The organism is Ochrobactrum sp. AN78 (genome assembly GCF_029909885.1).
In the GTDB taxonomy this organism is placed as follows: Bacteria; Pseudomonadota; Alphaproteobacteria; order Rhizobiales; family Rhizobiaceae; genus Brucella; species Brucella quorumnocens.
Genome location: NZ_JASAMU010000001.1, coordinates 200,486 through 222,711 on the forward strand (window position 1 = coordinate 200,486; position 22,226 = coordinate 222,711).

Here is a 22,226-nt window from a genome sequence, read left to right on the forward strand (position 1 = left end):
AAAAAGCGCAGGTTTTATCCTGCGCTTTTTATGTTTGATCAGAATGGAATTATTCAGCGGCGAAAACGATGTCTTCTGCAGTCGCGTGAATAGAAATCTTCATGCCAGCTTCTTCAGCGAGCAGCAGCGTATAATAGGGCTGCACGGAATGTGCATCGATCGGCTCTTCTGGTTCAGCGCCTGAATGCAGTTCCAGAAATTTTGGTGGTACGCGCAGCATACGACCCTTGGCGGTAATGACAAAGCGTGGATCGGCGTCGCCATTTTCCAGACGTACAGCTAGCGAGCCGCCACGCGGAATGGCTGCATTGCTGATAAGCAGCAGGTTGAGCAGCAACTTGACTTTGTTCTTGGGCAGCAGAACGCGTGTGCCTTCCCAGGTCAGTTCCGGCTTTTCATTGGCAAAATATTGTGTGGCAACATGCTGTGCATCGCCGGTATCAATTTGCACGCCTGCAGAACCAGCTGCACCAAAAGCGATGCGAGCAAACTGAAGGCGGGCAGAGGCATTGCGCGCGCTTGATTTGATAAGCGCCATTGCGTCTTCGTCCGCACCACCTTCTTCAAGCAGTTCGAGACCATTATTGATCGCGCCAACCGGCGAGATGATGTCATGACAGATCCTGCTGCACAGAAGCGCACCGAGATCGAGTGCGGAAAGGGTAACGGGCAATGGCATGGTGATTTCTCCAGGCACGAACCGACCCTGAAAATCGACATTCAAGCCGAATGACGGGCCGCTATCAGTTGGTGAGCGTAAATCCTGACGAATCATCATCAGGAACCTTGGGAATCTGGATACACGCGACATTGGGTTGCCGCAACAAAGCTGTTTTTTTGCCGCCATTCTAAAGCCAATTTCAGAGCATAAAGATTTAGACAATAAATTCGCGGTTAGAATAAGCGCGATTCGGCAAAGCGTTCGCAAGAGACGTAGTAGCCAGGCTTTTAACAGGGCCGTCAGGCAGAGAAGCTGGTAGGCAAAAGGAATTATAAATGGCCATACCGTCCCTGTCGCAGATCAGGTTCCGCAACGCGGCGTATTTTGTAGCGTTTTTTGCGGCGTTTCTGATCTCCATTATCGTCGTGCCGCACAAAGCGCAGGCACAGAGCAGCAACACATACACGGCCGAGGAAGTTGTTGAATCCGGACACCGGTTCTTTGGATCTACGTCCGGCGGAATCGCCAGTGCCGTCGAAAAAGCTTTTCAGAGCTTTGGCCTTCCGAATGGATATATTCTGGGTGAAGAAGGTTCTGGCGCCTTCATAGGCGGTCTCACATATGGTGAAGGCACGCTCTATACAAAGAATGCTGGCGACCATCGCACATTCTGGCAGGGCCCTTCGCTGGGTTGGGATTTTGGTGGCCAAGGCTCACGCGTGATGATGCTCGTCTATAACCTTGACGACGTCCAGAGCCTTTACGGTCGTTATGCCGGCGTTGCAGGCTCAGCTTATGTGATCGCGGGTGCTGGTTTTAACGTGCTTAAGCGTCAGAATATTATGCTGGTGCCCATCCGCACGGGCGTTGGCGCAAGATTGGGTGTCAATATCGGCTATCTCAAGCTTTCAGCTGCACCGACCTGGAACCCATTCTGATACATATTGCGTGACGTAAGTCGCGCAGTTAGCATCGGAAGTGCCGATCTACGAATAATAGCCAGCCATTGTCCTTTGGCTGGTCCTTTTTTCTCTTTGTGACAAAGCCGTGATCCAGTCTGCGCTCATTTTCATTCTCGGCGTTCTCGTGGCGGTTTTCGTCGTGGTTCTGCTTGGCCCCTCGGTTTGGCGACGTGCGTTTTTTCTGGCGCGGCGGCAGGTGCACGCCGAACTTCCGGTAACGCTTGCGGAAATCCGAGCGGATCGCGATGGATTACGTGCCGAACATGCGGTGGCTTTCAGCAAACTTGAACAGAAACTCAAGCAGGAACGTGGACAATCGTCCGAGCAGCTGATCAAACTTGGCAAGCAGCATGACGAACTCAAACGCTTCGCGTCACTTGAGAGTGACATTTCCCAGCTCAGACAGACTTTGTCTGAGCGCGAAAGGGTCGTCGAGGAGACGATTATCGAACGTGACAATGCATCGGAAAAGGCAGAAATTGTCGAAGCCGAAGTGGAGCGCCTTCAGAAACACCTTTCATCTCTGCAAGATCTGGCCGATACGCTTCGTATTGAAATAAGTGCCAAGGAGGCCGAACACGGTCGTCTGGCAAATGAGATGAGCGAGATGCGTCGGGAACGCAAAGATGCATCTGTGCGCTATAACGAGGTTTCGACGCAATTGACCGCAGCACAAACTGAACTGAAGAGCGAACGGCGCCGGAACACCGAGCTGCAGCAAAGATTGGATAAGCTGATTTCTGATTTTTCCGATGCGCAGGAGAAACTGGAGCGTTATACGCGTAATGGCTCCAGCTCTATTGTGGGGGGTGAGCAGTCCGCGGAGATTTCAAAGGAAAATGCCGCACTCCGCGAGGAGATGGCGGCTCTAGCGGCCCGGATGGTTGCAGCAACTGCGGAAAAAGAAGGCGAAGATTCGCCCATCGACGCTCTCGTGAATGCAAGCGGATCAGAAGGTGGAAATGAGGGCAACGCGACTCGCCCTAAAAGTCTTGCCAGCCGCATTCGCGATTTACGCTAAAGCTTGAAAACGGGAGCTGCGAGTTAAAACTCGCTCGCTCCTTATTCTGCTTTGATAACATCGGCCCAATCGGCATGCCGTTTTACCTGTGCCTGCATGAAGCTGCAGCGTGGAATGATCTTCCAGCCGGTTTTGCGAGCATCTTCGACGGCGTTCAATGCCAATGCCTGTGCCACACCTTTACCGCGCATCGAATCGGGCACGAAGGTGTGATCAATGGAAATCAGAGCGGTACCCAGCTTTGTGTAGGTCATCTCTGCTTCATCACCATCAATGACGACAAAGTAACGTCCGCTATCAGCATCATCATTTTTCTTTATCTGGATGTTTTCGCTCATCGGCGAACTCCTTCACAAGACTTGGCTCCTCTCTTCATATAGGCAGTATTGGCCAAAGAAAAACCCCGGCCGATTGACCCGGCCGGGGCTTAATTTGCGTATCTGCTGTTTCCGAAGAAACCGGCAGAATCTTAGTGTCTATACTGCTGGATACGTGTGGTCCTTAGACCGGCGAGACCATGCTCATCGATCGAGGACTGCCAGCCCAGAAATTCCTCCACCGTCAACGTATAACGCTGGCATGCCTCCTCAAGGCTGAGAAGGCCACCGCGTACAGCGGCGACAACTTCTGCCTTTCGGCGAATGACCCAGCGCCTCGTAGTGGCGGGGGGGAGGTCTGCGATGGTCAGCGGACTGCCATCTGGACCAATAACATATTTTATACGCGGTCTTGTCAGATCGGTCATTGTACTCTCTACACAACACTCAAGGACCTAATCGAGACCGAGACTAGCGCCACAGCTTTAAGAATTACCTAAACAGCCGGTAACTCTCTGGTAACACTTGCAAAAAAAAGCCTTATTTAGAGAGAAAGTCATAAAAAAACCCGCTTATGCCGGTATTTTATTTTATGTCTCACGCGAAATTGTGACTGCAACGCTGCAAAATGCGCGTTGTTTTTGCTGCGACATCTTGGCAAGCACCCTTTGTGTGACCTATATAGGGCGCAAACCTAAACTTTGAGAAGCAGGGCATTTGCCCGGAAGCTGGAATCAATCATGAGCCTGAACAGCCTCGATCTGCCGGGAAAGCCGGAAGACACGCGCGTTGTCGTCGCCATGTCGGGCGGCGTCGATTCATCCGTTGTGGCGGGGATACTCAAACGTGAGGGCTATGATGTCGTTGGCGTGACGCTGCAGCTTTACGATCACGGTGCGGCGGTGCATCGCGCGGGTTCATGTTGCGCGGGCCAGGACATCGAAGATGCGCGTCGCGTTTCTGAAAGCCTCGGCATTCCGCATTATGTACTGGATTATGAAGCGCGCTTCCGTGAAGCGGTTATCGATCCATTTGCAAATTCCTATGTGAGTGGTGAAACGCCGATTCCGTGTGTTTCGTGCAATCAGACCGTCAAGTTTGCTGATCTTTTGCAGACTGCGCGCGAATTGGGTGCGGACGCTTTGGCAACCGGCCATTATATCCGCAGCAGCCAGAATGGCGACCATCGCGCGATGTTCCGTCCGGTCGATTCTGATCGTGATCAGAGCTATTTCCTCTTTGCCACCACGCAGGACCAGGTTGATTATCTGCGCTTCCCGCTTGGACATCTGCCGAAGGCGCAGGTCCGCGAAATTGCAGAAGAGATGGGGCTGACGGTTGCGAAGAAGCAGGATAGCCAGGACATTTGCTTCGTGCCGCAGGGCAAATATTCTGACATTATTTCCAAGCTGAAGCCTGAAGCAGCGACCCCTGGCGATATCGTACATATCGATGGCCGTGTTCTGGGCCGTCATGAAGGCATCGTGCATTATACTGTTGGTCAGCGCCGCGGTATCGGTGTTGCAACGGGTGAGCCACTTTATGTAGTGCATCTGGATGCCGCCAATACGCGCGTTATCGTTGGCCCACGTGAGGCACTGGAAACACACAAGGTGTTCCTGCGCGACGTGAACTGGCTAGGGGATGGTTCCCTTGATGCGCTGCCAGAAGGTGGTGTGGAGGTCTTCGCCAAGGTTCGTTCGACACGCCCGCCACGGCCTGCTGTGCTCCATCATGCTGATGGAAAGACATGGGTAGAGCTTGTTGACGGCGAAAGCGGCATTGCACCCGGACAGGCATGCGTTCTCTATTCTGATGACAGCAATACGGCGCGCGTGTTTGGCGGTGGGTTTATCGGACGCTCAGAGCGCGAACCGCAGGCTGAAGAAATGCTTCGTCGTCTGGTTGCCAATGCGGCGAATGTATCAGCTGCCTGAGAGTAAAATATTACGAATATGAATATCAAAACCTCCGACATCGTCGGAGGTTTTTTATTGGCTGATCCGTTTATTCAGCATCTACCATAACACAATTCAAACTATTTGAGGTCGCGGTTAGTCATATCGATCCGATATGCCTTATAGCGGTTCCAATTAAGACTGAATCGTTGGAACCGCAGTAACTATTTGTTTTTACGCATGTCTTTATCCCAAAACCGGGTCCCATTTGGGGAGACATGCTTTAGGGCGCACTGCTCTCGGAGGTTCAACTAAAACGGCTGAAACGGGAGAGGGCGATACCGGATGCCGTTGCTACATTCAGGCTGTCGAACTCTTTGGACATAGGAATTCGCGCGCCAGTCAGTCGTGTCAACAAATGGTCGGGTAGACCATCTCCTTCAGTGCCCAGAAGCAGGGCTTGGCGCTTATGGTGTGGTGCCTGATAAATGTTCATCTCAGACGCAGGGCTCAACGCCAATATATCAAAATTGGCTGACTGTAGAGCGCTGATAATTTCTTCAATGGATGATCCATGAAAATAGGGCATCTTCAGCGTGGCACCCACAGAAACGCGGATTGCTTTTCGATAAAGTGGGTCGCAGCAGGTTTCGTCAAGGAGGACGCAATCAGCTTCGAAAGCGGCCGCATTGCGAAAGATAGAGCCGATATTGTCATGGTTGGAAATGCCGCACAAAACCACCACGAGCGCCGTTTCTGGTAAGCGGTCAATCATTTCGGAAAGCATGGGTTGGGCTTTACGTCGTCCAACGGCAAGAATTCCGCGATGGACGTGGAACCCTGCGACCTCATCCATGACGGATTGAGGCACAGAATAAACTGTTACACCTGCTGGCAAATGCCTGAATTGCTCTTGTAGCCCATTTAGACGATTTTCGAGAACGAGCAGAGACTCTGTTTCGAAACGCGCATGGGCAGAAAATAGGACATTCAGGACGACTTTGCCTTCAGCAATAAACCGCTGTTGGCGACCAACCAGGTCTTTTTCACGAATATTCGTATAGGGGGATAAACGACCATCGCCAGAATCGGAAATTCTTACGACAACGCCGTGCGATCCGGTTTCTTCTTCCTTCATCGCACGACGTATGCCTCATGGATGTGCGTTATTGATGTATGACCGCCGCCAATTCACGTCGACGCGGAACAGGACTCATATAGAGACTTGAAAGCGTAGACAACATCAACTCAATGTGGGGTGAGGATACCATATAATAAATTGTCTGCGCATCACGTCGCGTCGATACGAGGTCAAGTGCCCGTAGTTTTGCGAGGTGTTGAGATAACGCTGATTGGCTAAGATCGATTGCTTTTGCCAAAGCACCAACAGACATTTCATTGTGAAGTAACTTGCACAGAATGAGTAGTCTTTTGTTGTTAGCAAGAGCTGAAAGAAAATCAGCCGCTTCATCTACATTTTCTATTAAATCAAAAAAATTATGTTCATTGGTCATTTGCAGTCATACCCCCGTAAGACAGCATTAGGTTAAAAAAATGCCCGCGCAACATTTGTCGAAGGCACCTTAAAATTAATACTATACGGAGAAATTGAAAAGGGCTTGCTTATATTTACCGCCTAAAAAAACTATAAATTTGTCCCAAAACTGTCGAGGTTTTGTTTCAGCGGCGGGTTTTCAGCACACCTGTCAACATTTCCAGTGCCACGCCGTTAGAATCGGCCTGTACTGGAAAATGTGATCGAATGACATGATCGCCACTTGAGAGATTGAAGCCATCGGGATCAAGGCTCATTATTTTCCAGCGACCCGCCGCATGATTGTGACGTTTTGCAAGCAAATCGATTTCTTTTTCGTACTTGCTATTGGCGTCATCAATGCCGCTCTGCTCCGATGAGGCAATGGCATCGGCTATTTCGGACGGAATTATAAGGTCGGTACGGCTAAGATTGAATGCTTTGCCGAAACCACCGTTGAGACTGGCAGATTCTACAACTAGCCTGAAGAAGACGAAATCACCCAAGTCGACATACAGCGAGCCCTTGGGGTTATGGTTTAGATAGCGCCGCCTTGTACGTGCATAGTCTGCTGAATCTCGTTCAATCTTGAATGCCGTGCAATGGAGCGTGATACGAGGGTGAGCGAGTGGATCTCCCTTGCCGGCTTCTCCCAATAGCAATGAGCAGGCCGGATTAGCGATCAGCCCGGGCGTATGTGCTGCCAGTCCGGAAACAAGAATGACAGGCGTCCCATCAACGTCCGTGGCGACCGCTACACGGCTAGCCAGTGGTATGCCTGTTACCGAGTCAAGCACGGCCAGTGCACCATAGCGGGAGGTTCGCATCAGTGTTTTAGCTAACTGAATGGCTTGCGGAGTCGTGGGGCGAATAGGGCTTTGGTCTTCGGACATAAAAGCAGGCTCAAACATGAGAATAATTCACCAGTTAATAGCTGGTGAGGATGCAGGAGTACAGAGCCCTATCGATCTTTGTTTGTAGAGGGGCGATCGGCTTTAGTAACAGCTAGCATTTTTTCATAGGGCTTGAATGGCAGTAGCTTGGAATCTGGCTGAGCTTAATCCGCTGCGAGGCATCTAATGAGACGGTTTTGTATATATTTTAAGCGCGAAGATTATTATAATTCGACGGCAGTTAGCGCAATTTTCTAAAACCTAGCGCTATCGTGGAATAGAAATCTAATAATTTGGGGCAAAATCGGTTGAGAATATGACGGGATTCTAAAAATTGCGCTTGCAATGTGACAAGGCAAGCGTTTCGATAAGGCCAGGTTGCGCGCTTAGGGTGCGCGCAATATTATTTCCGTGGAGGCGGGCACTAAATGAAATTCTATAAAACACTTCTGGCGGCAACGGCAGTTGTCGCTCTGATGAGCGGCGCGGCATCGGCAAAGACCTTTGTATATTGCTCGCCAGCATCTCCTGAGGGTTTCGATCCAGCAGCTTACACCGGTGGTGACACGTTCGATGCGTCCGCGCATCCGGTCTATAACCGCCTTGCAGAATTCAAGAACGGCACGACCGAAGTTGTACCGGGGCTTGCAGAAAGCTGGGAAGTTTCGGAAGACGGCAAGGAATACACCTTCCACCTGCGTAAGGGCGTTAAGTTCCATTCGAGCGATTATTTCACGCCAACCCGTGATTTCAACGCTGACGACGTGATCCTTTCCTTCGACCGTATGGGCAACAAGGAAAACCCTTGGCACGAATATACGGCTGGCATTTCCTACGAATATTTCGATTCGATGGAAATGGGTTCGCTGATCAAGGAAATTCAGAAGGTTGACGACAATACCGTCAAGTTCATTCTGAACCGTTCGGAAGCTGCGTTCCTCGCCAACATCTCGATGCCTTTCGCTTCGATCATCTCGAAGGAATATACCGACAAGCTCGCTGCTGACGGCAAGAAAAGCGATCTCAATCAGGTTCCAGTTGGTACTGGTCCTTTCCAGTTTGTGGCTTACCAGAAGGACGCTGTCGTTCGCTTCAAGGCTAACCAGGACTATTGGGGCGACAAGCCGAAGATCGACGATCTGGTTTTCGCCATCACCACCGATCCTGCAGTCCGCGCGCAGAAGCTTAAGGCTGGCGAATGCCACCTGATGTCCTATCCTGCTCCAGCAGACATTAAGGACCTTCAGGCCGACAAGAATCTCAAAGTTGATGAACAGGCTGGTCTGAACATCGCTTACTTCGCTTACAACACGCTCGTTCCGCCATACGACAAGCCGGAAGTGCGCAAGGCCCTCAACCAGGCTGTGAACAAGCAGGCAATCGTTGATGCAGTGTTCCAAGGTCAGGGACAGGTTGCTAAGAACCCAATCCCACCGACAATGTGGAGCTACAACGACAAGATCGAAGACGACAAGTACGATCCTGAAGCTGCCAAGAAGGCTCTTGAAGCCGCTGGCGTCAAGGATCTGAAGATGAAGCTTTGGGCTATGCCTGTCAGCCGTCCTTACATGCCAAATGCACGTCGTACTGCTGAACTCATGCAGTCGGATTTTGCCAAGGTTGGCGTCAGCGCGGAAATCGTTTCGATGGAATGGGGTGAATACCTCAAGAAGTCTGGCGAAAAGGACCGCGACGGTGCAGTTATTCTCGGCTGGACCGGTGACAATGGCGATCCGGACAACTTCCTCGGTACGTTGCTCGGTTGCGCCGGTCTTGGCTCGAACAACCGCGCACAGTGGTGCTACCAGCCGTTCGAAGACCTGATCCAGAAGGCAAAGGTTTCGACCAACCATGAAGAACGCGTCAAGCTTTATGAAGAAGCTCAGGTGATCTTCAAGGAACAGGCTCCTTGGAACACCATTGCTCACTCGACTGTCTTTGTGCCGATGTCTGCTAAGGTCACGGGCTTCAAGCAGAGCCCGCTTGGTGATTATCGCTTCGAAGATGTCGATATCTCCGAGTAAAATCTGACAACACCAGCGGCCGGGTGTGGAGGTTCTCTCCGCACCCGGTCGGAGTTTTTGTATGTTTCGTTTTATTTTAAACAAACTCCTCTATCTGGTTCCGACGTTTATCGGCATCACGATCGTTGCATTCGCCTTCGTCCGCGTATTGCCGGGCGACCCGGTGCTATTGATGGCAGGTGAACGCGGCGTCAGCCCCGAGCGCCATGCGCAGCTATTGGCCCAGCTCGGATTTGATCGTCCGCTGTGGGAACAATATCTCAATTATGTCTGGAACCTTCTGCACGGCGATTTCGGCCAGTCATTGGTTACGAAGAAGCCGGTTCTGGTGGAATTCTTTGCCCTGTTCCCGGCAACGATTGAGCTTGCTGTCTGTGCGATCATTGTCGCCATTCTCGTTGGCATTCCAGCGGGCGTCATTGCTGCTGTGAAGCGTGGCTCCTGGTTCGATCAGGGCCTTATGGGCATATCGCTTGTTGGCTATTCGATGCCGATTTTCTGGTGGGCCTTGTTGCTGATCATCCTGTTCTCGGGTGTGCTACAATGGACGCCGGTTTCAGGCCGCATCTCATTGCTCTATTACTTCCCGCCAGTCACGGGCTTCATGCTGATCGATAGTCTGCTGTCGGGGCAAAAAGGCGCTTTCGCCTCTGCTGCCTCGCATCTCATTCTGCCGACCATCGTGCTTGCAACCATCCCGCTTGCGGTGATTGCACGTCAGACGCGTTCGGCGATGCTGGAAGTTCTGGGTGAAGATTATGTCCGTACAGCACGTGCGAAAGGCTTGCCGATTCGCCGTGTCATTGGTCTGCATGCGCTGCGCAATGCGATGATCCCAGTCATCACGACAATCGGCCTTCAGGTGGGTGTGTTGATGGCGGGTGCTATCCTGACGGAAACCATTTTCTCATGGCCCGGAATTGGCAAATGGATGCTCGATTCCATTTCGCGTCGCGACTATCCGGTCGTACAGAGCGGACTGCTGATCATAGCGTTCATTATCATGATCGTGAATTTGGTCGTCGATCTGCTTTACGGTCTGATCAATCCGCGTATCCGGCACAAGTGAGGGTATAATGACACACTCAGCAATTCAGCCGGAAGCCGTGAACGAAGTCGGAAAAATCCGTGCTTTGAAAGATTTCTGGTTCTATTTCAGCGTCAATCGCGGCGCTGTCATCGGTCTCTTCGTATTTATGGCGCTTGTCGTTGTGGCAATTCTGGCGCCTCTTATTGCTCCGCACAATCCATCGGAGCAGTTTCGTGATTTCATGCTGGCACCTCCGTTCTGGGAGCAGGGTGGAAGCACTCAGTTTCTGCTGGGTACAGATGCTGTCGGCCGCGATATGCTATCCCGCCTGATCTATGGCGCTCAGTATTCGCTGCTCGTGGGTTTTGTCATTGTCATCATTTCGATGTGCCTTGGCATCACTATCGGTCTCATCTCCGGCTATTTCGGCGGCGGTGTGGACACGGTTTTCATGCGTATCATGGACGTGATTCTGGCGTTCCCGTCGCTATTGCTGGCACTGGTTCTGGTCGCCATTCTCGGACCGGGCCTCATCAACGCCGTTCTTGCGATTACGCTTGTTCTGCTTCCGCACTTTTCGCGTCTGACCCGTGCAGCCGTCATGGCTGAAAAGGAACGCGAATATGTGACGGCAGCCAAGCTCGCAGGTGCAAGCAAGCTGCGTCTGATGTTCAAGACCATTTTGCCAAACTGCCTGGCACCACTGGTTGTTCAGGCCACGATGTCGTTTTCCAACGCCATTCTTGACGTTGCAGCTCTCGGCTTCCTGGGCATGGGTGCGCAGCCACCAACACCGGAATGGGGTACCATGCTTGCAGAAGCCCGCGAATTCATCATGCGCGCATGGTGGGTTGTGACCTTCCCAGGTCTTGCGATCCTGATCACAGTTCTCGCGATCAATCTGATCGGCGATGGTCTGCGCGATGCGCTTGATCCGAAACTGAAGAGGAGCTGATCGATGGCTTTGCTTGATATCAAGAACCTCACGGTTTCATTCGATACATCGACTGGTCCTTTCAAGGCGGTCGATGGCATCGATATCTCGGTCGATAAGGGCGAAGTGCTGGCGATCGTTGGCGAGTCGGGTTCCGGCAAGTCGGTTGGTATGCTTGCAGTCATGGGCCTGTTGCCCAAGACGGCGACGGTTACTGCCGACAGCATGACATTTGATGGCCAAAACCTGCTGGCAATGTCCGACAAGGAACGTCGCAAGATCATCGGACGCGATATTTCGATGATCTTCCAGGAGCCGGTTGCCAGCCTCAATCCGTGTTTTACGGTCGGCTATCAGCTCGAGGAAGTTCTCAATCGACATATGGGGCTTCACGGTGCGGCCAGCCACGCTCGTGCGGTCGAGCTGCTTGAACTGGTCGGTATTCGCGATGCAGCGGAACGCCTGAAGAGCTTTCCGCATCAGATGTCGGGTGGCCAGTGCCAGCGTGTCATGATCGCTATCGCGATTGCCTGTAATCCAAAGCTGCTGATTGCCGATGAGCCGACCACTGCACTCGATGTGACGATCCAGAAGCAGATTCTCGATCTGCTGATGCGTCTTCAGGTCGAACACGGCATGGGCCTGATCATGATCACTCATGATATGGGCGTTGTTGCTGAAACGGCGGATCGCGTGATCGTGCAGTATAAGGGGCACAAGATGGAGGATTCCGACGTATTGTCGTTGTTCACCGCGCCAAAGCACCCTTATACGCGGGCTCTTCTTTCGGCTCTGCCTGAAAATGCGACCGGCGACCGTCTGCCAACGGTTTCTGACTTTGTTCTTCAAAATAGTGTCGCAGGAGAAGCGTGATGAGCGAGATCGTTCTCGAAGCGCGCGATATCAAGCGCGATTACCATGTTGGCGGCGGTCTTTTCGGCAAGCCTAAGGTTGTTCACGCCGTCAAAGGTGTGAGCTTCAAGGTCGAAAAGGGCAAGACCCTCGCCATCGTTGGCGAATCGGGTTGTGGCAAGTCGACGCTTGCGCGTATCCTCACCATGATTGATCCGCAGACATCCGGCGAATTGCTGATCGGTGGACAGGATGTGAACATTGCCCGTGATGGACTGACAGCAGAGATGCGCCAGAAGGTGCAGATCGTGTTCCAGAACCCTTATGGCTCGCTCAATCCACGCCAGAAGATCGGCGATGTGCTGGCAGAACCTCTGTTGCTCAACACCAAGATGTCAGCTGCCGAGCGTCGTGAAAAGGCGATGGAAATGCTGCTGAAGGTTGGTCTCGGCAAAGAACATTTCAATCGCTATCCGCACATGTTCTCGGGCGGCCAGCGTCAGCGTATTGCTATTGCTCGCGCATTAATGCTCAACCCGAAGCTGCTCATTCTGGATGAGCCAGTGTCGGCGCTCGATCTGTCGGTGCAGGCACAGGTGCTCAATATTCTTGCCGATCTGCAGGAAGAGTTTGGCCTGACCTATGTCTTCATCAGCCACGACCTTTCGGTCGTGCGCTACATTGCTGACGATGTGATGGTGATGTATTTCGGTGAAGTGGTTGAATACGGGCCTCGTGAAGAGGTCTTTACCAATCCACAGCACGACTACACGAAGAAGCTTTTTGCAGCCACGCCACGCGCGGATGTTGATGCTATCCGTGCTCGTGTTGAAGCGCGTGCCGCAGCACGCGCGGCGGCTCAGGCTTAAAGCCATTGTCTCGATAAGAAAAACGCCGTCCTTTTGGGGCGGCGTTTTTGTTTGAAGACATTGTTTTAGAGCGACGTTTGTGCGCCCAAGAGGGTGCACGGCACTCTAGAGCATTTCCTGTTTTGATTGAGTCATTGGAAATGCTCTATCCATTTGTTTTTACGCGCATCGTGTTCCGAAAACCGCTTCGCACTTTTCGGGATGCGCTCTAATGCTGCCCTCGCTGTTGGTGCCAGGCAAGCGCGCGCACGATGTCGTCGGCGGCAATTTTTCCGATGATTGCGCCGTTCTCGACAATGCCCACATCACCGCCGCTGTCAGCAACGGCACCCATCAACTCGCGGATGAGCGTTTCGCGTCGTGTGGTTGCCGCAAACGGACGAGGTGCCGCATTACGGTCAAATGGCGTCATGATATCGCCCGCGCGCAAAACGCCCAGCGGATTCATGTTGGCCACGAAGTCGGCGACATACTTGTCTGCTGGCTGTAGCAGGATTTCCTGCGGTGTGCCGCATTGGACAATCCGTCCGCCTTCCATGATGGCAATGCGATTACCAATCTTCATGGCTTCATCAAGATCGTGGCTGACGAAGACAATGGTCTTCTTAAGCCGTGATTGAAAAGCCAGAAGTTCATCCTGCAAACGTGTTCGGATGAGCGGATCGAGAGCGGAGAAGGGCTCGTCCATAAGCAGGATCGGTGCGCCGGTCGCAAAGGCCCGGGCGAGACCAACACGCTGCTGCATGCCGCCTGAAAGTTCACTCACCTTGCGCGTGGCCCAATCTTGCAGGCCCACCAGTTCGAGCTGCTTGCGTGCCTGTGCAAGCCGCTCGTCCTTACGCATGCCGGAGATTTCCAGCCCGAAAGCCACATTCTCTTCGACCGTGCGCCAAGGCAACAGACCGAATTGCTGAAATACCATCGAGACGAGTTCAGTTCGTAAGTGCCGCATCGTGCCGCGATCGGCTTTGCCCACGTCAATCGTTCGCTCACCGTCACGCACCAGAACGCTGCCGCGTGAAATTGGATTGAGGCGATTGATGGCGCGCAGCAGGGTGGATTTTCCCGAGCCCGAAAGGCCCATCAAGACAACAATTTCGCCTTCCTGAATATTGAGCGAGCAGTCATGTACGCCCAAAACAAGATCGGTTTCTGCCTGAATTTCTGAGCGCGAAGCGCCGCGATCCGCCAGTTCAAGCGCGTTATCGACATTCTTGCCGAAGATGATGCTGACATCTTTCAAGGCGATGATCGTCATGATTGGCTCTCCTACTTTTCGCGTCCGGCGCGGAAGATGCGGTCGAGCACGATGGCGACCACGACGATGACGAAACCTGATTCAAAGCCAAGCGCGGTATTGACCGAATTGAGTGCGCGAACCACAGGCACACCAAGCCCATCAGCGCCCACAAGTGCTGCAATCACCACCATGGACAGTGACAGCATGATGGTTTGGGTGAGGCCGGCGAGGATTTGCGGCATGGCATAAGGCAGTTCGATCTTCCAGAGAAGCTGAGTGCGGGACGCCCCGAAAGCTTCGCCCGCTTCTATCAGCGAGGATGGTGTCGATGAGATGCCGAGATGTGTAAGCCGTACGGGTGCGGGCAGAACGAAGATCGCAGTGGCCAGCAAGCCGGGTACCATACCGATGCCAAAGAAAACGATGGCCGGGATCAGATACACAAAGGTCGGCAGCGTCTGCATCAGATCGAGAACTGGCCGCAGGATTGCATAAAGGGTGGGACGATGGGCGGCCGCAATGCCAAGCGGTACGCCGATTGCCATACAGAGAAAGCAGGCCGACAGAACCAGCGTCAGTGTTTTGAGGGTGCCATCCCAATAACCCTGATTGATGATGAACAGAAAGCCAATAATCGTCAGGATAACCACCGAAATACGGCGCTGGATAAACCAGGCGATCACTGCAAAAATGACGATCAAGACGAGGGGATGCGGGAGCTGTAACAAGTACAACAATCCATCGATGAGCCACTGCATGATCGCAGCCAGCGTATCGAAAAAACCACCCATATTGTTCGTAAGCCAATCGACCACCGACTTTGCGGTTGGTCCGACTGGAATCTTATAGTCCGTCAGCCAGTTCAACGATCATGTCTCCTGCTGCGTGCTTTTCTGTTTGTTTTACGCATTTCCGAATGCAAAACCGATACGTACGTTTGCTGGAATTGCTCTGGATATTTACCCACAAATGAGTAGGCCGCGGTGATCCGCGGCCCGAGGCTTTGAAGATTACAGGCCGAGTTCCGACTTCACAGCCGGCAGGCCTTCCTTGCCATCAGCAGTGGTCACACCATCGAGCCATTTGTCGAGAACAGCAGGATTTGCCTTGAGCCAAGCGTTTGCGGCCTTTGCTGGATCTTCGCCGTCGTCAAGAATCTTACCCATGATCTCGTTTTCCATTTCGAGCTGGAATTCGAGATTGGTAAGGAACTTGCCAACATTCGGGCATTCCTGCGCATAGCCTGCGCGGACATTGGTTTCGACTTTGGCGCCGCCAAGGTTCGGGCCGAAGAAATCGTCGCCACCGGTCAGATAGGCGATTTCAAAGCGCTTGTTCATCGGATGTGGTTCCCAGGCGAGGAACACGATCGGGTCCTTGCCGCGAACGCTCTTGCCGACCTGTGCAAGCATGCCCTGTTCTGACGATTCAGCGAGCTCAAACGACTTCAGGCCGAATGCATCCTTGCTGATCATGTCGAGGATCAGACGATTGCCGTCATTGCCTGGTTCGATGCCGTAAATCTTGCCACCAAGCTTGTCTTTGAAAGTGGCGATGTCTTTGAAGTCCTTGAGCCCTTCGTCATAGGCATATTTTGGTACGGCGAGGGTGTATTTCGCGCCCGTCAGATTGGTGCGGAGTGTTTCGACGGTCTTGTCATCCAGATAAGGCTTGAGATCGGCGCTCATGGACGGGTTCCAGTAGCCGAGAAACACATCAATGTCTTTCTTGCTGAGCGACGCATAGGTCACTGGCACGGAAAGAACCTTGATGTCGGTCTTGTAGCCGAGACCTTTGAGAATCTCAGTAGCCACCGCCGTGGTCGAAGTGATGTCGGTCCAGCCCACATCGGAAAAGCGAACGGTGGAGCAGCTTGCCGGTTCGGCCGCGAAGCTGGTGCCCGGCAGTGCGAACACAGCTGTCGTTAAGGCTAGTGTACTCAAGGCATACTTGAGGGTGGACGTCGAAGTGGACTTCATTTCTCTCTCCATTAACCGGGCCGTTTTGACGGTTGATTGTTTTTCCGGTTCCGGCTTTTAGCAAACACCAAAGATTTCGCCGATCAAGTACCATTGCGGCGAAAATATTTCTGATTGCGACTTTGGGGTGTGTTGTACTCGTTTTTTATGGACCGTCAGTCAAAAAGGTTCTGCAGATGAGGCTTTGTAAGCCGAAGCAGTGCGAAGTGGCGCCATGTTACGCAAGGGGCATCTTGTTTCAACCCTTGAGCGCTGAAAACACGCGATAAAGTCAGAGACAGGCTGGTTCAAGGTTGTCGAAAAGCTTGCCGCACTCTATTTGAGATGTGTGAAGCTAATCAGAATATGCTGATCAGTGGTCAGCGGCTTTTCGGGCCAGTTGCCGGATAAGACCCGGACAATCTAAAATGTCGAATAGCCTGCAATTGCAGGCAAGAGGAAGGAATTTTTACGGTGTGGAATGCAGTACGGGGCGTTTTCTCCTTCCTTGGTCGATTTATCGCGGCGTTGGCCCGCTTGATAGCAGTACCGCTCGGCGGTTTATGGCGGCTTTTCCTTAAGCTGGGAAATTTGTGGAAAGTTGCGATCGCCGTGGCCGTAATTGGACTGGGCGGTCTTTATATCTATTTTATCTGGCAAACGCAGGTCTGGACCAACTTCAATCCTGATTATCCAGCCAAGTACAGCTATCAGACGGCAGTGACACCCGGCGAGGAAGTGCAGAAGACACCTGCGCCATTGGCTGCAAAGCCCGAACCGGCAACGCCAGCACCTTCCGAAAATAGCGCTGGTGGTACGGATACGACACCTGCCGCTGGTAACGGCGACACAAACACGCAGTCCGAAACCTCGACGGAGTCACAGTCGCAGCCGATGCAGGCCGCGCAGATTCCATCGACTGCGCGTAAGTGTTCGCCTTCCGCAATTGCTGAAGTCGCAGCTGATCTCACCGATTTCAACGTGAACCAGAACGCGTGGATTTCCTCCATGCTGCTCTACAAGGTTGGTTTCTTTGGAATCGATTGGGATCGCACGCCATTTCTCGATAACAAGGCATCGTTCCAGCGCGGCATCAATGCAGCCGTACGCCGTACGGCTATCGAGTTGGTAGACAATATTGGCCGTTTGCGTGGCACATCCCAGATCGACGGAGATCTGCAAAAGGCGCGTGGCAATCTGCAGTTTGCCGAAGATGCCTGGTATTTTGGCCTGAGCCCGTTTGGACCAAAGACACCGACGCCAAGCTATTATCGCTCGGCGATCAAGGACTTACGTTCGTTCAATACGCGTCTTGAAAACTGTCAGGCCACGTTTGACGCGCGCGCCGACAATCTGATCCAGTTTGTCGATCGCATTGCGAGCGATTTGGGTTCGACCTCAGCAATCCTCAAGGACCGTGCAGAGAACTATCATGCTGGTTGGTTTGATACGCGCGCCGATGATCGCTTCTGGTTCGCTTATGGCCAGCTCTATGCCTATTACGGCCTCTTGCGCGCTGCCCATTCGGATTTCCGCGGGGTCCTGGCTGAAAAGCATCTTGATGGCGTATGGGATGAAATGGAACGGCAGTTGCGCTCGGCGCTCGATATGCAGCCGTTCATTGTTTCAAACGGTAGCCCGGATGCATGGTTTACACCGTCACATCTGACCACGATGGGCTTTTATATCCTGCGCGTTCGTTCCAATCTGGTCGACGTAAAGCAGGTTCTGGAGCGCTGATCTGCAATGGAATTGCCATCACTATTGCGTCAGGCTGTAGACGCGACGCTTGAAGGAGTGGCTCTGGCCGACCTCAAGCGCGCGTCTGAGGTTTTGTCGCGGCGCTATCGCGCGGAAACACGCGATGGTCGCCTGCATATTTCAGACGAATTTGCCGCTAAGGCCTATCTCGCTGCGCGATTGCCTGCGACCTATGCGGCAGTGCGCGCAAGTTTTGAAAGCGTTGCGGAAGTGTGCCCAGACTTTGCGCCGACGACTATGCTTGATGTAGGCTGTGGGCCGGGGACCGCACTTTGGGCTGCACGCGAATGCTGGCCCGATCTCGCATCGGCGACCATGATCGAAGCAAGCCCTGCGATTCGTGCAGTGGGCGGCAAGCTTGCTGAAAATGTGGGTCTTGAAACGGAATGGCGCGCGGGCGATCTGGTCAGGGAAAAGCTTGATTTTCCGCAAGCTGATCTTGTGACGATCGCCTATGTTCTTGACGAGCTGGCACCTCATGATCGCAAGGCGCTTGTCGAACGGCTATGGGCTTCAGCCCGCCATCTGTTCGTGATTGTAGAGCCGGGAACTCCTGCAGGCTGGCAGCGTATTCTCGACGCACGCGCGGCGCTCATTGAACAGGGTGCATATATTGCGGCACCTTGCACGCATCAGCTCGAATGCCCGTTGATTGCACCCGACTGGTGCCATTTTTCGCGCCGGGTTGCTCGCTCCCGTATTCATCGTCTGACCAAAGATGCCGAAGTGCCATGGGAAGACGAGAAGTTCATCTATCTGGCTGCGACGCGTGATCGGTCGCTTGCTGCATCAGCGCGGGTGATTGCGCCCACACGTGTCGGCGGCGGCAAGGTGGCACTGAAACTTTGCAACGAAGATGGAAGCGCTGAAGAGCGTCTTGTCACCAAGCGGGACGGTGAGTTTTTCCGTTGGGCGCGCCGTGCCGATTGGGGCGATGCGGCATTGGGAAGCTAAGTCATGAAGATCAGTCTCGTCCAGTTGCGTTTGCTCGAAGCGGTAGCCGAAACCGGCAGTGTCGGTGCGGCCGCACGGAAGCTGGGCCTGACCCAGTCAGGGGCCAGTCAGGCGCTGTCGACACTTGAGAAAATCCTCGGACTGGATCTGCTTGCCCGCAAACGCGACGGTGCGATGCTGACCGCTTTTGGGCAGACCATTCTTGATGATGCGCGCAGTGCTTTATCGGCTGTGGATCGGATAGAAGCTCAGGCACGCAAGATGGTCACCAATGCGCCTGACAGGCTGCGCGTGGCGGCCATTCCCAGCCAGCTGGAATATGTGGTTCCTGATCTGCGCAAAACTTTTTTGCGGCTCCATCCGCGTGTGGAATTCAGCACTTTTGAAGGCGGACACGACGATGTAAGCCTTTGGGTGAGTGACGGCATTTCTGATATTGGCATTACGTCACTGCCATTTTCCGGTTTGGAAGCGGTTGAAGTAGGGCAGGAAGAATTGGTCGTGGTCGGTCGACGTGACGACCCCTTCATGCGGCGGGATGTGGTTGCCCCACGCGATCTGCGAGATCGACAGTTGATTGCGGCTGCGGGTTGCGAGTTGATCCTTGATCGTATCATTCATGCGGATGGGGGGGCGCGAAGCGAGCAGGTAAGAACACGGGATGTTGCCACTGTGCTCGAAATGGTGCGACATGGCATTGGCATGACGCTGTTGTCGGAGATCAGCTTACCGGGTTCCGATTTGCATGATCTGCGAGCGATCAAACTCAATCCGCCGACATTCAGAACGGTCTATATTGTCTATCGTGCCGATAGCCCGGTAAGGCATTTGATCGATAGTTTCTGCGTTATCGCCAAAGATGCAAATATCAAAGCGGCATAAGAATTTCTAATACCTCATATTTGACTTATCCGTGCCGCTTACGCTCACTGTTTCTGCAATAGTCGCACAACTATTCATGAATCAGAGCAAAGCAAATATGACGGCCACCACCGATTCGACTATTTCAGTTTCAGCAAACGATACGATAAAGGGCTTGCTTTGGGGGCTTTCGGGCGTCCTCGTCTGGTCGGGTTCGTTCGTACTGACCCGCTTTGGCTTTAAAACAGCACTCATGCCGTCGGACATTATTGCATTGCGCTTCGGTGTAGCGGGCTTGGTGCTGTTGCCGGTCGTCTTTGCGAAAGGGTTCGGCTTTAGACAATTGGGGCCGCTTGGCTTTGTGCTTCTTGCGTCCGGCGCTGGCTTTCCCTATGCGCTTCTGACTGTGTACGGGTTGCAGTTTGCTCCCGCGTCCCATGCGGCTGCGCTTATCCCCGGCCTGATGACAGCACTCGTTGCTATTCTCGGTGTCCTTCTGCTTCAGGAGCGTCTGGCGTTATCCCGTTGGGCCGGGGTGGTGCTGATCCTGATTGGAAGCGGATTGATCGCCGGCTTGTCGCAATTGGGTGGGCAAGAGATGATAGGACACCTCTCTTTTTTTGCAGCAGCCTTGGTCTGGTCGATCTACGTGATGGTCTTTCGCAGGAAAGGCATGGACGGGCTTCATGCTACAGCGATTGCCGCCGTGACGTCTGCGCTGGTGTTTCTGCCAATCTATGTGCTGTTCCTGAAAAAAGGCATTGGCGAAACCGCTTGGGGCGATATTGCTTTGCAGGGCTTTTATCAGGGTGTGTTGACATCAGCCTTCGGTGTCTTCGCTTTTAACCGTGCAGTTGTGCTTTTGGGAACAGCAGCGGGAGCGGCCTTATCTGCCCTTATTCCGGTGGCAACTTTGGTGCTGGCTCTGTTGTTGCTCGGAGAGGTGCCGGGCTGGACCGACACCACCGCTGCCCTTCTGATCAGTCTCGGTGTTTTGGCGCTGAACAGAAAGGGCAGAAAATATAGAGCGTGTCGCGCTTAATCGCACCCATGGCGCTCGCTCTAGATTCCTTTAATTGTCGCATGTCGAGCTCAAATGAATCCATTTGAGCTCGACATGCTTTAGCGTATCATGACGCCTGAAGTATAGGGCGGCGGGAAGGGCGATTGATGAGGAACACCATCGCCGCCGCAGCGAAGCACATGGCACCTGCCAGAATAAGCGCAGGTGTGTAGCTGTCGTAATCGGTGCGGACATAGCCTGCGAAGGCTGCTGCTGCGGCCGCACCCACCTGATGGCCTGTGAATACCCAACCGAAGATCATACCGGCTTTTTCAGGACCGAACTGTTCAGCGGCAAGCTTTACGGTAGGTGGTACAGTGGCTACCCAGTCGAGACCATAGAACACGGCGAAGAGTGCAAGTTCGTAAAGTGTGAAGTCTGTGAACGTCAGATAGATGAGCGATAGGCCGCGCAGGGCATAGAACCAAAACAAAAGCCAACGATTGTCGAAGCGGTCGGTAAGCCAGCCAGAAGCAATAGTGCCGATCAGATCGAACGCGCCAATGACGGCCAGAATACCTGCTGCACCCACTGGTACGATGCCGAAATCGCCGCAAAGTGCAATCCAGTGCGTTTGTATCAGACCATTCGTGGAAAAGCCGCAGACGAAAAATGTGATGAACAGCACCCAGAAGGTTGAGGTGGAAGATGCTTCACGCAATGTCACCAGCGGCGAGATAAGCATGGAGCCAAACTGCTTTTTTGGTTCCGGTGCAGGCATTGGCGCGGTTCGTCCGTAAGGCTTAAGTCCGACATCCGCTGGATTGTCACGCATCAACGCCAGGACCATCACAAGCGCTGCCAGCAAGAACGAAATGACAATTGTGAGCGACGTGCGCCAACCTATCGACTGACTCACGCTGGCCAGAATTGGCATAAAAATAAGCTGTCCGGTGGCGTTACTGGCCGTCATCATGCCGACGACGAGGCCGCGGCGCTTTTCAAACCAGCGCGCGGCAACGGTCGCGCCCAGCACGAGGGCTGTCATGCCAGTGCCAAGTCCGATGACGACACCCCAAAGTGCAACCATCTGCCATTGCTCAGTCATGAAAATCGAGCCTACAAGGCCTAGTGAGATCATGATCAGTGCAGCCATGACCACCCGTCGAAGACCAAACTGGTTCATGAAAGCAGCTGCAAACGGTCCCATGAGCCCGAACAAAACGAGACGCAGAGCCATCGCGAATGAAATATCCGCGTTGGTCCAGCCGAATTCACTCTGAAGCGGCTCAATTAATATGCCCGCCGATCCCATTGCCGCAGCTGTTGCCAGCATGGTGAGGAAGGTGACAGCAGCGACGACCCATCCATAATGGATGTTTCTTTGCGCAAGAAAGCTGGCAAGGCTGGCTGAAATCATTTTCGGCGCTTTCGAGTTCGAGCTGGGTTACGGC

General features: G+C 53.2%; 22 protein-coding genes. 12 read left to right on the forward strand and 10 right to left on the reverse strand.

Annotation, left to right across the window (positions count from 1 at the left end; translation table 11 throughout):
- Nucleotides 1-49: 49 nt before the first annotated feature.
- The gene (gene chpT / locus QBD00_RS00955; protein WP_095447952.1) at nucleotides 50-679 is read right to left on the reverse strand and encodes a histidine phosphotransferase ChpT; all 630 of its coding nucleotides are present in this window, start codon (nucleotides 677-679) and stop codon (nucleotides 50-52) included.
- A 317-nt stretch (nucleotides 680-996) separates the two neighbouring features.
- Between chpT and QBD00_RS00960 the strand changes: the two genes are divergently transcribed.
- Both QBD00_RS00960 and QBD00_RS00965 read left to right on the forward strand, forming a co-directional pair.
- Nucleotides 997-1,599 (forward strand): DUF1134 domain-containing protein, encoded by a 603-nt coding sequence (locus tag QBD00_RS00960; protein ID WP_095447146.1) that lies wholly within the window; start codon nucleotides 997-999, stop codon nucleotides 1,597-1,599.
- A 133-nt stretch (nucleotides 1,600-1,732) separates the two neighbouring features.
- A complete protein-coding gene (locus QBD00_RS00965; protein WP_318578656.1) occupies nucleotides 1,733-2,644 on the forward strand; it encodes a hypothetical protein in 912 nt (303 codons plus the stop codon).
- A gap of 41 nt (nucleotides 2,645-2,685) precedes the next feature.
- On the opposite strand, the gene QBD00_RS00970 is transcribed toward QBD00_RS00965, so the two are convergent.
- Nucleotides 2,686-2,982, reverse strand: coding sequence for a GNAT family N-acetyltransferase (locus QBD00_RS00970; protein WP_318578458.1), 297 nt, complete (start codon nucleotides 2,980-2,982; stop codon nucleotides 2,686-2,688).
- 131 nt (nucleotides 2,983-3,113) lie between these two features.
- Nucleotides 3,114-3,389 carry a DUF1153 domain-containing protein gene (locus tag QBD00_RS00975; RefSeq protein WP_007876112.1) on the reverse strand — a complete coding sequence of 92 codons (276 nt, stop codon included), beginning with the start codon at nucleotides 3,387-3,389 and terminating at the stop codon, nucleotides 3,114-3,116.
- Between the two features lie 312 nt (nucleotides 3,390-3,701).
- On the opposite strand from QBD00_RS00975, the gene mnmA reads away from it, so the two are divergent.
- Nucleotides 3,702-4,898 (forward strand): tRNA 2-thiouridine(34) synthase MnmA, encoded by a 1,197-nt coding sequence (mnmA, locus tag QBD00_RS00980; RefSeq protein ID WP_191794042.1) that lies wholly within the window; start codon nucleotides 3,702-3,704, stop codon nucleotides 4,896-4,898.
- Between the two features lie 268 nt (nucleotides 4,899-5,166).
- Here the strand turns inward: mnmA and QBD00_RS00985 are convergent, their stop codons facing one another.
- From QBD00_RS00985 to QBD00_RS00995, 3 genes are all read right to left on the reverse strand, one after another.
- Nucleotides 5,167-5,997, reverse strand: coding sequence for an RNA methyltransferase (locus tag QBD00_RS00985; protein ID WP_318578459.1), 831 nt, complete (start codon nucleotides 5,995-5,997; stop codon nucleotides 5,167-5,169).
- Nucleotides 5,998-6,025: 28 nt separating this feature from the next.
- Nucleotides 6,026-6,373: an ArsR/SmtB family transcription factor gene (locus tag QBD00_RS00990; protein ID WP_095447142.1), complete on the reverse strand. Its 348-nt coding sequence runs from the start codon at nucleotides 6,371-6,373 to the stop codon at nucleotides 6,026-6,028.
- Between the two features lie 166 nt (nucleotides 6,374-6,539).
- Nucleotides 6,540-7,304 (reverse strand): HugZ family protein, encoded by a 765-nt coding sequence (locus QBD00_RS00995; RefSeq protein ID WP_318578460.1) that lies wholly within the window; start codon nucleotides 7,302-7,304, stop codon nucleotides 6,540-6,542.
- A gap of 410 nt (nucleotides 7,305-7,714) precedes the next feature.
- Here QBD00_RS00995 and QBD00_RS01000 point away from each other — a divergent pair, with 410 nt between their 5' ends.
- The 5 genes from QBD00_RS01000 to QBD00_RS01020 all read left to right on the forward strand — a co-directional run bounded on the left by QBD00_RS01000 (nucleotide 7,715) and on the right by QBD00_RS01020 (nucleotide 12,995).
- Nucleotides 7,715-9,310, forward strand: a complete 1,596-nt coding sequence (locus tag QBD00_RS01000; protein WP_151096007.1) for an ABC transporter substrate-binding protein — start codon at nucleotides 7,715-7,717, stop codon at nucleotides 9,308-9,310.
- Between the two features lie 61 nt (nucleotides 9,311-9,371).
- The gene (locus tag QBD00_RS01005; protein ID WP_095447140.1) at nucleotides 9,372-10,379 is read left to right on the forward strand and encodes an ABC transporter permease subunit; all 1,008 of its coding nucleotides are present in this window, start codon (nucleotides 9,372-9,374) and stop codon (nucleotides 10,377-10,379) included.
- 7 nt (nucleotides 10,380-10,386) lie between these two features.
- Nucleotides 10,387-11,295 carry an ABC transporter permease subunit gene (locus QBD00_RS01010; protein ID WP_095447139.1) on the forward strand — a complete coding sequence of 303 codons (909 nt, stop codon included), beginning with the start codon at nucleotides 10,387-10,389 and terminating at the stop codon, nucleotides 11,293-11,295.
- Between the two features lie 3 nt (nucleotides 11,296-11,298).
- On the forward strand, nucleotides 11,299-12,147 hold the full coding sequence (locus QBD00_RS01015; protein ID WP_095447138.1) for an ABC transporter ATP-binding protein: 849 nt from the start codon (nucleotides 11,299-11,301) through the stop codon (nucleotides 12,145-12,147).
- Nucleotides 12,147-12,995 carry a dipeptide ABC transporter ATP-binding protein gene (locus tag QBD00_RS01020; protein WP_095447137.1) on the forward strand — a complete coding sequence of 283 codons (849 nt, stop codon included), beginning with the start codon at nucleotides 12,147-12,149 and terminating at the stop codon, nucleotides 12,993-12,995. The genes QBD00_RS01015 and QBD00_RS01020 overlap by 1 nt, the downstream gene beginning before the upstream one ends.
- A gap of 208 nt (nucleotides 12,996-13,203) precedes the next feature.
- Here QBD00_RS01020 and choV read toward each other — a convergent pair whose 3' ends face one another.
- From choV to QBD00_RS01035, 3 genes are all read right to left on the reverse strand, one after another.
- Nucleotides 13,204-14,253 (reverse strand): choline ABC transporter ATP-binding protein, encoded by a 1,050-nt coding sequence (gene choV / locus QBD00_RS01025; RefSeq protein WP_318578461.1) that lies wholly within the window; start codon nucleotides 14,251-14,253, stop codon nucleotides 13,204-13,206.
- Between the two features lie 11 nt (nucleotides 14,254-14,264).
- Nucleotides 14,265-15,101: a choline ABC transporter permease subunit gene (choW, locus tag QBD00_RS01030; protein WP_095447135.1), complete on the reverse strand. Its 837-nt coding sequence runs from the start codon at nucleotides 15,099-15,101 to the stop codon at nucleotides 14,265-14,267.
- A 144-nt stretch (nucleotides 15,102-15,245) separates the two neighbouring features.
- Nucleotides 15,246-16,214 (reverse strand): choline ABC transporter substrate-binding protein, encoded by a 969-nt coding sequence (locus tag QBD00_RS01035; RefSeq protein WP_095447134.1) that lies wholly within the window; start codon nucleotides 16,212-16,214, stop codon nucleotides 15,246-15,248.
- Between the two features lie 453 nt (nucleotides 16,215-16,667).
- Between QBD00_RS01035 and QBD00_RS01040 the strand changes: the two genes are divergently transcribed.
- From QBD00_RS01040 to QBD00_RS01055, 4 genes are all read left to right on the forward strand, one after another.
- Nucleotides 16,668-17,933, forward strand: a complete 1,266-nt coding sequence (locus tag QBD00_RS01040) for a DUF2333 family protein (protein ID WP_318578462.1) — start codon at nucleotides 16,668-16,670, stop codon at nucleotides 17,931-17,933.
- Nucleotides 17,934-17,939: 6 nt separating this feature from the next.
- Entirely contained in the window at nucleotides 17,940-18,908 is a 969-nt protein-coding gene (locus QBD00_RS01045; RefSeq protein WP_318578463.1) for a small ribosomal subunit Rsm22 family protein, read from the forward strand.
- Nucleotides 18,909-18,911: 3 nt separating this feature from the next.
- The gene (locus tag QBD00_RS01050) at nucleotides 18,912-19,790 is read left to right on the forward strand and encodes a LysR family transcriptional regulator (RefSeq protein WP_318578464.1); all 879 of its coding nucleotides are present in this window, start codon (nucleotides 18,912-18,914) and stop codon (nucleotides 19,788-19,790) included.
- 97 nt (nucleotides 19,791-19,887) lie between these two features.
- Entirely contained in the window at nucleotides 19,888-20,811 is a 924-nt protein-coding gene (locus QBD00_RS01055) for a DMT family transporter (protein ID WP_318578465.1), read from the forward strand.
- Nucleotides 20,812-20,899: 88 nt separating this feature from the next.
- Here QBD00_RS01055 and QBD00_RS01060 read toward each other — a convergent pair whose 3' ends face one another.
- Complete coding sequence (locus QBD00_RS01060) at nucleotides 20,900-22,192, reverse strand: MFS transporter (protein WP_318578466.1); 1,293 nt, start codon at nucleotides 22,190-22,192, stop codon at nucleotides 20,900-20,902.
- Nucleotides 22,193-22,226: the final 34 nt, after the last annotated feature.

Excerpts from the sequence above, each read along its gene's own strand:
- QBD00_RS00975 (WP_007876112.1), bottom strand. The coding sequence starts at position 3,389 with ATGACCGATCTGACAAGACCGCGTATAAAATATGTTATTGGTCCAGAT.
- QBD00_RS00960 (WP_095447146.1), top strand. The coding sequence starts at position 997 with ATGGCCATACCGTCCCTGTCGCAGATCAGGTTCCGCAACGCGGCGTAT.
- mnmA (WP_191794042.1), top strand. The coding sequence starts at position 3,702 with ATGAGCCTGAACAGCCTCGATCTGCCGGGAAAGCCGGAAGACACGCGC.
- QBD00_RS01060 (WP_318578466.1), bottom strand. The coding sequence starts at position 22,192 with ATGATTTCAGCCAGCCTTGCCAGCTTTCTTGCGCAAAGAAACATCCAT.
- QBD00_RS01035 (WP_095447134.1), bottom strand. The coding sequence starts at position 16,214 with ATGAAGTCCACTTCGACGTCCACCCTCAAGTATGCCTTGAGTACACTA.
- QBD00_RS00990 (WP_095447142.1), bottom strand. The coding sequence starts at position 6,373 with ATGACCAATGAACATAATTTTTTTGATTTAATAGAAAATGTAGATGAA.
- QBD00_RS01055 (WP_318578465.1), top strand. The coding sequence starts at position 19,888 with ATGACGGCCACCACCGATTCGACTATTTCAGTTTCAGCAAACGATACG.
- QBD00_RS01005 (WP_095447140.1), top strand. The coding sequence starts at position 9,372 with ATGTTTCGTTTTATTTTAAACAAACTCCTCTATCTGGTTCCGACGTTT.
- chpT (WP_095447952.1), bottom strand. The coding sequence starts at position 679 with ATGCCATTGCCCGTTACCCTTTCCGCACTCGATCTCGGTGCGCTTCTG.
- QBD00_RS01045 (WP_318578463.1), top strand. The coding sequence starts at position 17,940 with ATGGAATTGCCATCACTATTGCGTCAGGCTGTAGACGCGACGCTTGAA.
- QBD00_RS01000 (WP_151096007.1), top strand. The coding sequence starts at position 7,715 with ATGAAATTCTATAAAACACTTCTGGCGGCAACGGCAGTTGTCGCTCTG.
- QBD00_RS00970 (WP_318578458.1), bottom strand. The coding sequence starts at position 2,982 with ATGAGCGAAAACATCCAGATAAAGAAAAATGATGATGCTGATAGCGGA.
- QBD00_RS01050 (WP_318578464.1), top strand. The coding sequence starts at position 18,912 with ATGAAGATCAGTCTCGTCCAGTTGCGTTTGCTCGAAGCGGTAGCCGAA.
- QBD00_RS00995 (WP_318578460.1), bottom strand. The coding sequence starts at position 7,304 with ATGTTTGAGCCTGCTTTTATGTCCGAAGACCAAAGCCCTATTCGCCCC.
- QBD00_RS01015 (WP_095447138.1), top strand. The coding sequence starts at position 11,299 with ATGGCTTTGCTTGATATCAAGAACCTCACGGTTTCATTCGATACATCG.
- QBD00_RS01010 (WP_095447139.1), top strand. The coding sequence starts at position 10,387 with ATGACACACTCAGCAATTCAGCCGGAAGCCGTGAACGAAGTCGGAAAA.
- QBD00_RS01020 (WP_095447137.1), top strand. The coding sequence starts at position 12,147 with ATGAGCGAGATCGTTCTCGAAGCGCGCGATATCAAGCGCGATTACCAT.
- QBD00_RS00985 (WP_318578459.1), bottom strand. The coding sequence starts at position 5,997 with ATGAAGGAAGAAGAAACCGGATCGCACGGCGTTGTCGTAAGAATTTCC.
- choV (WP_318578461.1), bottom strand. The coding sequence starts at position 14,253 with ATGACGATCATCGCCTTGAAAGATGTCAGCATCATCTTCGGCAAGAAT.